The sequence below is a fragment of the Azospirillum brasilense genome (assembly GCF_003349955.1).
GTDB classification, from domain to species: domain Bacteria; phylum Pseudomonadota; class Alphaproteobacteria; order Azospirillales; family Azospirillaceae; genus Azospirillum; species Azospirillum brasilense_B.
The window spans coordinates 1-11,292 of sequence record NZ_QLKQ01000128.1 but is presented as its reverse complement, the minus strand read 5'-3'; the positions used below and the strand labels follow the sequence as shown (position 1 = coordinate 11,292).

Genomic DNA, 11,292 nt, shown 5'->3' with positions numbered 1-11,292 from the left:
GGTTGGGAGGGGGGCTCTACGGGAGAGGGTTAGGAGGGGGGCTCTACGCGCGCCCCCTTCCCTCACCGCCCCGGCGGACGGATGCGCCAGATCGCCGCCGGGTTCTGCTGCGGGTCCAGCCAGACATGCTGGAACTTCCCGATCCAGGTGAAGCGCTGGCCGCTGAACAGATCCTCCACCTGGACATGGGCGCCGTCGTCCAGCCCCAGTTCCCACAGCGGAACCTCGATGGTGCCGCCATGGCCGTTGTGCGGGTCGAGGTTCACCGCGATCAGGATGACGTTGTCCTTGCTCTCCGTCATCTTGCCGTAGAGCAGGATGTTGTCGTCGTAGGCGTTGTAGAACTTCAGGTTCGTGAATGTGTGAAGCGCCGGGTTCTCCGCGCGGATCGTGTTCAGCCGCGTCACATAGTCGACGATGTTGCCGGGCTTGTTCCAGTCCCAGTGCCGGATCTCGTATTTTTCGGAGTGGTTGTACTCCTCCTTGCCCGGATAGGGGTCGGCCTCGCAGACGAAATAGGGGGCGTAGAGGCCGTAGACGCCCGACAGGGTCCCGGCGAGCACGGCGCGCATCATGTGGGCGGGCCGCCCGCCATGGACCAGGATCGGCGGCAGGATGTCCGGCGTGTTGGCGAAGAAGTTGGGCTGCATGTAGTCCTTGGACTCGCCCTGGGTCAGCTCCGTCAGATACTCGGTCAGCTCCGCCTTGGTGTTGCGCCAGGTGAAGTAGCTGTAGGACTGGGTGAAGCCGATCTTCGCCAGCCGCCGCATCAGCTTGGGCCGGGTGAAGGCCTCGGCGAGGAACAGCGCGTCGGGGAAGCGGTCCTGCACCTCGCGGATCATCCATTCCCAGAAGGGGAAGGGCTTGGTGTGCGGGTTGTCGACGCGGAAGATGCGCACCCCCTCGTCGCACCAGAACAGCACCACGTCGCGCAGCGCGTACCACAGGTCCGGGTAGGACTCGCGGTAGAAGCTGACGTTGACGATGTCCTGGTACTTCTTCGGCGGGTTCTCGGCGTAGCGGATCGTGCCGTCGGGGCGCCAGTAGAACCATTGCGGGTGTGACTTGATCCAGGGATGGTCGGGGGAACACTGGACGGCGAAGTCCAGCGCGATCTCGATGCCGTGCCGCCGCGCCTCCTTGACCAGCCGGCGGAAGCCCTCGAAGTCGCCGATCATCGGGTCGATGTCGGCGTGCCCGCCCTCCGAGGCACCGATGGCGTAGGGCACGCCGGGGTCGTTCGGACCGGGATTCAGCGTGTTGTTGCGCCCCTTGCGGAAGCTGCGCCCGATCGGGTGGATCGGCGGGAAATACAGCACATCGAAGCCCATGCCCCGGATGAAGGGCAGCATGTTGGACACGTCGTCGAAGGTGCCGGGCCGCGACGGGTCCGGGGAGGCCGAGCGCGGGAAGATCTCGAACCACGCGGAGTAGCGGGCCGCGGTGCGGTCCACATAGACCTCCAGGTCGCAGCCATAGCGGGACAGATACTGCCGCTCGCCATACCTCGCCATGGCCTGCCGCGGCTCGTCGGACAGGGCGTAGGCGGTCAGCTCCGCCCCCTGCAGGCTGTTCATCCGCTCGACCACCCGCTCCAGCGCGGCCTTGCCCTCCCCCTCGTTCAGCCCGACCGCGTGCTCGACGAAGCGGCGGCCCTCGATCAATTCCAGCCCGACGTCCAGCCCGGCGTCGTTCTTCTTCTTGAAGTCGGCGCGCCAGCTCTCCCACACGTCGCGCCACGCCAGGATGCTGTACTGGTAGCGCGTGTTGCGGGTCAGCGGCAGCTTGCCCATCCAGCGGTCGTTGTCGACGAAGGTCATGGGCACCTCGCGCCATTCCTCCTCGTCGACCGGGCGGTAGGTCACGGCGGCGCCGAGGACGAAGGTGCCGTCAGTGTAGATGTCCGCCCACACCTCCATGACGTCGCCGACCACCCGCTTGACCGGGAAGCGCCCGCCGTCCAGCTCCGGGTAGACGTTCTCGATGGTGACGCGGCGCGACGCCAGCTCGTCCATCCAGGCGCGGGTGCCGGCGTCGTGCTCCGCGCCGCGCTCGCCCAGATGGTTCAGCTCGATGGGGCGGCTCTGCGCCGGGCGGGCGCGGAAGACGCGCATCTCCAGCGGGCGCAGGCGCAGGTCGCGGCCCGGCTCGAAGGGCAGCGGTGCGGCCTCCGGCGTCACGTCCTCGAAATCGGCGAAGCCGCCGCCGGTGCCGGCGAGCAGCGGGCCGGGGTCGACGGCGTGGGGCTGGGTCTCGTCGGGGTTGATGAGCAGGACGGAACAGCCCTCCCCGCTCCCGTTGGCCCAGCCGCTGGTCTCGCGGATCAGCCCGATCACCGGGTTGTGCGGCGCGGTCACCCGCCGCTGCGGCCCTTCGACGTTCAGCGCCGGGCTGTCCGCCTTCATGGCGTTGACCGCCCCGATGAAGCCGGTCAGGTCGAGCTTCGGCGGCTCCCAGTCGTCCGGCGTCGTGCTCACCACGTCCAGTTTCCGGGTGAAGCCGTACTCGTAGCCCACCGGCATCATCACGCCGGTCGAGAAGGAGGCGGCGAACAGGTAATGCATCTTCAGCTGGGCGGCCAGTCGCTCGCTGTCCTGGCTGCCGACCTCCGCCGCCAGACGGTCGGTGTCGTGGCTCTCCGGGAAGGCGATGGACGGGGCGATCCAGCGGAACTCGTCATATTGGTCGAGCAGCCAGTCGGACTTGAAGTCCCACCATTTGGCGCTGTTGAACAGGAAGTCGAAGCCCGCCCCGCAGAGGTCGCGCACCTGCTCCACCGTGCAGCCCAGCGTCTCGGCGAAGAACTTCACCTCCGGATCGGCCTCGCGGGAACGCTCGATCAGCGTCTTCCACACCTCCGCCGGGATCTGGTAGGCGGCGTCGCAGCGGAAGCCCTTCACCCCCAGCCCGATGAAATGGCGCAGGTAGCGCGTCCAATAGTCGGTCAGCCCCGCCCGGACCTCCGCCCGCTCGTAGTCGAGCATGGCGAGGTCGCCCCAGATGGTCACCCGCGACGGGTCCACCGGGTCGACGGCGCGCGGGCTGTAGAGGTCGCCGTTGGAATCGCGCCGGTACCAGTCCGGATGCTCGCCCACCAGGATCGCGTCCTTGGCGGTGTGGTTGATGACGAGGTCCAGCATCACCGACTGGCCGTGCCGCCCCGCCTCGGCGATGAAGCCGCGCAGCAGCTCATCCGGATGCTCCGGCGCGCCGCCCTGGATACGGTCGTGCAGCCGGTAGTAGTCCTTCACGGCGTAGAGGCTGCCGGAGAAGCCCGGATAATGGATCGGGTTCAGGAACAGCCAGTCGAAGCCCATGCCCTGGATGCGGGGCAGATGCCCGGCCCAGTCGCGCATCGGGCCGACGAGCGTGGGAAACAGGTTGTAGATGCGCGGTCCGGCGGTGGCCATCGGGGACATCCTCCTGGTCGGCAGCGGCACGCCAGCCGGTCGCCGCTGGTTGACAAGCGTGGCGCCCCCCGTGGATCGTCCAGAAGACCGTCGCCGGCCGAAGGACCATCACCGGAGGGACCATCGCGAGGTTGCAACGCGCCCCCTGCGGGGCGCACGCGCTCAACCCCTGCGAAGCGCGAAGGTTCCGAAACCTGACACTTGGGCCAGACATTTCGAAAGGTGCGTGCATGGGCAACGGAAACGGCAAGATCCGTCTCGACAAGCTCGATATGACGGCGGAGGGCATCGGCAGCAAGGACGACTATGAACGTCGCCTTGCCAAATTGCAGAAGGACCTGCTGCACATCCAGCAGACCTATTGGCACGAGAAGCGCCGCGCCATCCTGGTGTTCGAGGGCTGGGACGCCGCCGGCAAGGGCGGCTGCATCCGCCGCTTGACCGGCCCGCTCGACCCCCGCGGCTTCCACGTCTGGCCGATCGGCGCCCCGGCGGCGGACGAGCAGGGCAAGCACTACCTCTACCGCTTCTGGACCAAGCTGCCCGCCCCCGGCACCTTCGCCATCTTCGACCGCTCCTGGTACGGCCGGGTGCTGGTGGAGCGGGTCGAGGGCTTCGCCGACAAGGAGCAGTGGAAGCGCGCCTACGACGAGATCAACCAGTTCGAAAAGATGCTGACCGACGACGGGGTCCGCATCATCAAGCTTTTCCTGCACATCACGCCCGACGAGCAGCTCAACCGTTTCCGCGAGCGGCTGAGCAACCCCTACAAGCGCTGGAAGCTGACCGAGGAGGACCTGCGCAACCGCTCGCGCTGGGACGACTACACCAAGGCCATCGAGGCGATGTTCGACAAGACCTCGACCGAGACGGCACCCTGGCGGGCGGTTCCCGCCAACTCCAAATGGCACGCCCGCCTGAAGGTCATGGAGATCGTGACCGAAGCGCTGAGCCGCGGCGTCAACGTCGCCCCGCCGCCCATCGATCTGACCGTCGCCCGGATCGCCGCGGAGGTGCTGGGCGTCCACCTGACCTTCGACGCGAAGGACAAGGACTGAAAACAAGCCCCCGGCCTCGGTCACTTCGTCGCGGTTGGCGCGCGGGCGGTTGCCTGACGCGCCGTCATCTCCTAGCGTTGGTTGGCGGGTAAAACAATAACCAGGGTGTGTTCGATGGACGAGGTCAAGACGGGTGCCGGGGCCGGGGCGGAGGACAAGCCGCGGAGGAAGCGCAAGGCGCTGAAGCTGAAGGACCTCGGCCTCGGCGTGCCGGCCACCGGCGGCGAGGTGCTGCGCGACGCCAAGGAGGTGGCGGCCATCGAATCCCACTGGCGTGACCTCGACGGCGGAAAGGGCGGCGGCAAGCCGGCGAAGGGCGGCAAGAAGCTCAAATACATCGACGAGCTGGCCCGGCTGCAGTTCGAGCTGATCAAGCTGCAGGAATGGGTGCGGGTCAACGGCCTGAAGGTCTGCGTGCTGTTCGAGGGGCGCGACGCGGCCGGCAAGGGCGGCGTCATCAAGCGCATCACCGAAAGCCTCAACCCCCGCGTCTGCCGCATCGTCGCGCTCGGCACGCCGACCGAGAAGGAGCGCGGCCAGTGGTATTTCCAGCGCTACGTGGCGCAGCTTCCCGCCAAGGGTGAGATCGTCCTGTTCGACCGCAGCTGGTACAACCGCGCCGGTGTCGAGCACGTCATGGGCTTCTGCACCGACGCCGAGTACGAGGAGTTCCTGCGCGCCTGCCCGTTGTTCGAGGAGATGCTGGTCAAGTCCGGCATCATCCTGGTCAAGTACTGGTTCTCGGTCAGCGACGAGGAGCAGGAGAAGCGTTTCACCGAGCGGATGCGCAACCCGATCAAGCGCTGGAAGCTCAGCCCGATGGACCTCGAATCGCGCAAGCATTGGGTCGAATACTCCAAGGCCAAGGACGCCATGCTGGAGCACACCGACCGGAAGCTGACGCCCTGGTACATCGTCGACGCCGACGACAAGAAGAAGGCCCGGCTGAACTGCATCAACCACCTGCTGCAACAGATTCCCTACCAGGACATCGCCCCGGTCGAGCTGGACCTGCCGCCGCGGCAGGGCGACGACGGCTACAAGCGGCCGAAGAAGTCGAAGCAGAACTGGGTGCCGGAGGTGTACTGACGGAGCTTCCGCCGCCGGCTGTTCCCCAACGACGCCATGCCCCCTTGATCGACATCCCGTCGCCCCCATTTACCATCCCAGTGGATGGTTCATGGATGGCGACGGGATGTCCAGCAACGCACTCGATCCGAAGCCGAAGTCCGGCGACAGCGAAAAGATCACGATCAACCTCGGCTACATCGACCTCGGTCACATCGACCTGCTGGTGCAGGAGGGATTCTACGCGAATCGCACAGACCTCATCCGCACCGCCATCCGCAACCAGATCGATCGCCATCAAGACGCCCTGCGGCAGGCCGTGACGCGCAAGAGCGTCGATCTCGGCCTGCGCCACTATTCCCGCGACGACCTCGAAGCGGCGCGGGAGGCCGGACGGATGCTCCACATCCGTGTCCTCGGGCTCGCCACCATCGCCCGGGACGTCACTCCCGAACTTGCCCGCGCCACCATCGCCTCCGTCGCCGTGCTGGGAGCGCTGCACGCCAGCAGCGCCGTCAAGGCGGCTCTCGCGGACCGCATGGGCTAAAGGCGCGGGCCGCCTTCCCGAAAGACGACGGACCGGGCTTCTCCGCCTGCCTTGTCCGAGCCCAGAAAGCTCCCGACATGACCAACCGTGTCCCCGCCGGAATGGCCGAGGCGCTGCGCCTCACCCAGGCCGGCAACCTCGCCGGGGCGACCGCTTGCATCCAACGCCTGTTGCGGGGGGCCGCGCCGATGCCGCCCGACGCCGACCCCACCATCATCGATGTCGAACCAATCACGGTGAACGACACGCCGGACCCGGCGCCGCCGCACCATGCCACCGCGTTCAAACCCGCCGGCGCGTTCGTCGGCCGCTTCCATCCCGGACCGCGGGCGGGACTGGGCGAGACTCTGCGCGGTCTCGCCGCCGGGGTTCGGCCGGCCGGCACCGGTTTCGGGGCGAACGGCACCGTCCGCCCCGCCGCCGAGCCGCTGCCGGATGGCGCCGCCTTCACGACGGCGTCGTTCACGAACAAGGCCGGCACGCGCTCCTACAAGCTCTATGTTCCCGCCAACCGCGGTGACGGCCAGCCGCGTCCCCTTCTGGTGATGCTGCACGGCTGCACCCAGTCGCCGGACGATTTCGCCGCCGGCACCCGCATGAACGCGCTGGCGGAGGAGCATGGCTGTCTGGTCGTCTATCCGGCACAGCCCTCCTCGGCCAACGCCCAGAAATGCTGGAACTGGTTCAACCCGGTCGACCAGCGGCGCGGCGACGGCGAGCCCTCGCTGATCGCGGGGATCACCCGGCAGGTCATGCGCGACCACGCCGTCGATGCGGACCGCGTCTTCGTCGCGGGCCTCTCAGCCGGCGGAGCGGCGGCGGCCATCATGGGGGCCGCCTATCCCGACCTCTACGCCGCCGTCGGGGTGCATTCCGGCCTTCCCCGGGGTGCCGCCTCCGACCTTCCTTCCGCCTTCGTCGCCATGCGTCAGGGCGGGGGTCCGGCGGACCGGCAAGCCGGGCCGGCCGTGCCGACCATCGTCTTTCACGGCGACCGGGACACCACGGTTCATCCGCGCAACGGCGACGACGTCGCCGCGCAATCCAAGGCGGGAGCGGCGGGAGCGCGGGTCGCGGTGGAGCACGGTCAGGTGCCGGGCGGGCATGGCTACAGCCGCCACATCCACACCGACGCCGCCGGTCATGCGCTGTGCGAGCAATGGACGATCCGGGGCGCGGGGCACGCCTGGGCCGGGGGCAGCCCGTCCGGCTCCTACACCGACCCGCGCGGGCCGGACGCCTCGCGGGAGATGCTGCGCTTCTTCCTCGCGAACCCGCGGCGCCGGCCATCCGCGCCGTAAAGACGCTTCGGCGGCAAGGGACAAGCCCCGCCAAGGCCAACCCGGCCTCAAGGGCGTCGGTCAGTCCCGCCCGTAGAGGCTGCGCTCCCCCAGCTCCTCGCCACGCTGCCGCTCCAGCTCCTGGCTGTAGCGGCGCAGGGCGTAGGCCTCGGTGACGTAGCCGACGATCCGCCGGTCGGTGGGCGAGGCCAGGACCGGCAGGGACTCCACCTCGGCGCTGCTGAAGCGCTGCAGCACGCTGCGCACGTCCTCGCCGGGCCGCAGGAAGTCGTCGGCGTGCCTGGCCAGCTCGCCGACCGGAGTCTTCGCGTCCTCCTCCCCCAGCGACGGGTCGTGCACGGCGCCCATGTCGATGATGCCGGCGTAGGACCCGTCCGGCTCCACCGCGAAGACGGTTTTGGCGGCGCCCAGCGGGTGCAGGCGGCGCAGCGTGTCCAGGGTCTGGGTGGTCAGGATCGTCTTCACGTCGCCGCGCATCAGCCGCATCGCCGTCAGCTCCGACACCCAGCCGACGTCGTAGGCCCCACGGATCGGCACGCCGCGCAGGTGGAAGCGCCACGTCGCGAAGGAATAGCCGAAGGCCTGCCGGACCACGGTGGTCGACACCACGACGCCGATCAGCACGCCGGACGCCGCCCAGAAATCCTGCGTCGCCTCCAGCACCAGAAGCACCATGGTGACCGGCGCGCCGATGATGCCGGCGGCCACCGCCCCCATGCCGGCCAGAACCAGCAGCATCCGGTCGAGCCCCAGCCCCGGCACCAGCAACTCGATCACCCCATAGGCCAGCCCGCCGAACAGGCCGCCGAGCAGCAGCGAGGCGCTGAACAGACCGCCGCGGAAGCCGGAGCCGAGCGACAGGGCCGACGCGACGATCTTGGCGGCCAGCAGCACCGCCATGGCCTCCAGCCCGCGGGCCAGCTGCGACGGGTCGGCGCCGGGTCCAGCGCCCAGAATCTGCGGCACCGCCAGGGCCAACGCGCCGAGCGCGAGCCCGCCCAGCGCCGGGCGCCCCCAGACCGGAATGGGCAGCGCGCGGAAGCCGCGCTCGGCAACCGTCACCGCCTGCATGGCGAGGATGCTCAACCAGCCGGCCAGGAAGCCAAGGACCCCGCAGGCCACATAGTCCCAGCCCTCCACCGCCGCCGGGCGGCCGAAGAACAGGACCGGCGACGGGTCGGTCAGCCAGTGGGCCACCGCCACCGCGGCGACCGAGGCCGCCCCGATCGGGGCCAGCGTGGCGATGGTGTAGCCGCCCATGACCAGTTCGAAGGCGTAGAAGGCGCCGGCCAGCGGCGCGCCGTAGGCGGCGGCGATCGCCGCGGCCGCCCCGCAGCCGACCAGCGTGCGCAGGTCGGCCCGCCGCAGGCGGAGCTTCTGGCCAAGCGTCGAGGCGAGGCCCGACCCCGCCTGGGTGTAGGCCGCCTCCATCCCCACCGACGCTCCGGAGCCGTTGGACAGCAGGGTCGCCAGGGTCAGGCGCAGGCTGTCGATCAGGGACATCTTGCCGCCGTAGAGGGCGTTCGCCTCGACCGGGTCGACGATGTCGTTGGGCCGCCAGCGCCGCACCAGCTTCACCATCACGCCGAGCAGCAGGCCGCCGACCGCCGGGACCAGCAGGGTCCGCCAGGGGTCGGCCAGCGCGGCCTCGCCCAGATCCTGCCCGTGGGCCACCGAGAAGACGAAGGACTGCGTCGAGACCACGAGTTCATGGAGCAGAGCCACGACGAGCCCGACCCCGGCGCCGATCACCCCGGCGAGCATCAGCACGCCCAGCACGCTGTCGCGCAGGCTCCGCCGTGTCAGCACCCTGAGGAACCGCCGGCCGGGGTTTCGTGCTCTTGTCAGGGCGCCGGCCGCTTCCCCTGCGGCGCCCCGGATTCCCGTCATGTCGTCCGGCATGCCGGTCAATGTGTGCCCGGCCTCCGCCCCGTCAACCGCGGGGCGCGCCCCTACCCCCTTAGGGCTTGCCCGTCTGGGCCGGCGCCGGGGAGGCCGGCGCCTGAGCGGAAGGCTGCTGTGCGGAAGGCTGTGCGGAGGGCGGGTTGACGGCGAGGCGGCGCAGCACCTCCGCCAGATTGTCGCGCACCTTGTCGGCCAGCCCGATGTCGGCCTCCTGCGCCTCGTGGAACAGGATCGTGAACAGGCGGCCCGGCGACAGGAAGAAGGTCAGCGAGACGTGCATCTTGCCTTCCTTCAGCGCGCAATCGACCGACCCGGTGCGCAGCATCAGGCCGGGCAGGTCCTCGATGGCGCTGAGCGACGCGGTCGGCTCGCCGCCCTCGCAGCGCTTCTTCATGGCGTCGACGTAGCCGGCGGACAGGTCCTCCAGCTTGGAGCCCTCCTCGACCAGCCGCTCGCGGATGCCGCCGACGATGGGGCCGATGCGCCAGGCCATGTCGGCCGGGCGCTCGCCCTTCGGCACATTTTCCAGCGACACGCGCTTGACGTCGCGCACGCCGGCCGCCTTCAGCAGGTCGGCCAGCCCTTCCGGCAGCGCGTCGGGACGGGTGGCAACCTTCTTGGTGCGGGTGTCGATGGGCGGAACGGCGCCGGCCTTGTCCACGCAGGTCTTCAGGTCGGTGAGCACCTTCTTGGTGCCCTTCAGCGCGAAGGCCATGCGGTCGGCGTCGGAGGCGAAGACCACCTCCTTGCCGTTCATCAGGGCGGTGTAGAGTTCCTCGTCCTTGCCGTTGGGGATGACCAGCATGTCCGGCTTGGGCGCCAGCGCGCGGCGCTCGCGCGTCAGCTTGCCGTCCACCACGACCTTGACCTTCCACTGCTCGCCGTTCGGCAGCTCGGCGCCCGGGATGCCCATGCCGAGATTGACCTCGCCCTTGACGTTGCGCGCGATCATCAGGACATGGCCGGTGTCGAAGCGGCCCTCGATGGCGCAATAGGCGAACTTGCCGTCGCGGTCGCGCGACGGGCCGCCCTCCCAGCCGTCCTCAAGCTCGGCCGGCCCGGTCTTCTCGGTCGGATCGGCCGCCGCCGGAGCCGAGGGCGCGACGGTGCGGGGCGCCGGCGCCGGTCCGGAGGACGGGGCGGGGTAATACATGGTCGGCGGGTTGACGGGGACCAGTTCCGCCACCTGCGCCCCATCGGCGTGGGCGGCGGCGGCGCCCAGCAGAAGAAGGGAGGAGAGTGCAGCAGCGACGGCTTTGTCCAGCATGGCAGAGGTAATCCTTACGGGCAGGGCGACGCCGAAAGCTAGCCCCGCCATCCGGGATCGGCAAGCGCAAGACGAGAAAGTCACGACAAAGATCCCGGCCTGTTGCCGCAATGCCGAATTGCGTCCGGCGGCGCCCTGCACCCGTGGATCAGCCGCCCAGAAAGGCGTCCCGCAGCGCGTCGGCGGGCAGGCTTTCCACCGGCCCGTCATGGACCGCCCGGCCGAGCCGCAGCAGGACGACACGCCCGGCAGCGGACAGGGCGCGGGCCGCGCTCTGCTCGGCGACCAGCACGGCCGTTCCAGCGGCGGCGATGGCACGGACGGCGGCGAAGACCTCCCCCGCCAGCTTGGGCGACAGGCCAAGCGACGGCTCGTCGAGCAGCAGGACCCGTGGGCGGCCCATCAGCGCGCGGCCCACCGCCAGCATCTGCTGCTGCCCGCCGGACAGACGCCACGCCCGCTCCTCCGCCTTGCCCTCCAGCGCCGGGAACAGAGCGAAGACACGCTCCAGGTCCTGCGCGCGCCCGGAACGGCCCAGCCAGCTCGCCACCTCCAGATTGTCGCGCACGCTCATGCCGGGAAAGACGCGCCGGCCCTCCGGCACATAGCCGAGGCCGCGACGCACCCGCCGTTCCGGAGCGAGGGCGCCGATCTCCCCGCCCTCCAGCCGGACCCGCCCGCCCGTCGCCGGGACGAGGCCGAGGATGGCCTTCAGCAGCGTGGACTTGCCAGCCCC

General features: G+C 69.6%; 8 protein-coding genes. 4 read left to right on the top strand and 4 right to left on the bottom strand.

Annotated features, from left to right (window positions below):
• Nucleotides 1-62: 62 nt before the first annotated feature.
• Nucleotides 63-3,410: a maltotransferase domain-containing protein gene (locus DXK32_RS30710; RefSeq protein WP_114861969.1), complete on the bottom strand. Its 3,348-nt coding sequence runs from the start codon at nt 3,408-3,410 to the stop codon at nt 63-65.
• A gap of 230 nt (nt 3,411-3,640) precedes the next feature.
• Between DXK32_RS30710 and DXK32_RS30705 the strand changes: the two genes are divergently transcribed.
• The 4 genes from DXK32_RS30705 (at nt 3,641) to DXK32_RS30690 (ending at nt 7,384) form a co-directional block, all read left to right on the top strand.
• Nucleotides 3,641-4,468, top strand: coding sequence for a polyphosphate kinase 2 family protein (locus DXK32_RS30705; RefSeq protein WP_114861968.1), 828 nt, complete (start codon nt 3,641-3,643; stop codon nt 4,466-4,468).
• Between the two features lie 114 nt (nt 4,469-4,582).
• The gene (ppk2, locus tag DXK32_RS30700) at nt 4,583-5,557 is read left to right on the top strand and encodes a polyphosphate kinase 2 (protein WP_205215870.1); all 975 of its coding nucleotides are present in this window, start codon (nt 4,583-4,585) and stop codon (nt 5,555-5,557) included.
• 106 nt (nt 5,558-5,663) lie between these two features.
• Nucleotides 5,664-6,083, top strand: coding sequence for a CopG family transcriptional regulator (locus tag DXK32_RS30695; RefSeq protein WP_114861970.1), 420 nt, complete (start codon nt 5,664-5,666; stop codon nt 6,081-6,083).
• 77 nt (nt 6,084-6,160) lie between these two features.
• On the top strand, nt 6,161-7,384 hold the full coding sequence (locus DXK32_RS30690; protein ID WP_114861967.1) for an extracellular catalytic domain type 1 short-chain-length polyhydroxyalkanoate depolymerase: 1,224 nt from the start codon (nt 6,161-6,163) through the stop codon (nt 7,382-7,384).
• 60 nt (nt 7,385-7,444) lie between these two features.
• On the opposite strand, the gene DXK32_RS30685 is transcribed toward DXK32_RS30690, so the two are convergent.
• The 3 genes from DXK32_RS30685 to DXK32_RS30675 all read right to left on the bottom strand — a co-directional run.
• A complete protein-coding gene (locus tag DXK32_RS30685; RefSeq protein WP_247877423.1) occupies nt 7,445-9,193 on the bottom strand; it encodes a chloride channel protein in 1,749 nt (582 codons plus the stop codon).
• Between the two features lie 151 nt (nt 9,194-9,344).
• A complete protein-coding gene (locus DXK32_RS30680) occupies nt 9,345-10,556 on the bottom strand; it encodes a hypothetical protein (RefSeq protein WP_114861965.1) in 1,212 nt (403 codons plus the stop codon).
• A gap of 148 nt (nt 10,557-10,704) precedes the next feature.
• The coding region (locus DXK32_RS30675) for an ABC transporter ATP-binding protein (protein WP_114861964.1) at nt 10,705-11,292 on the bottom strand (588 nt) is incomplete at its 5' end.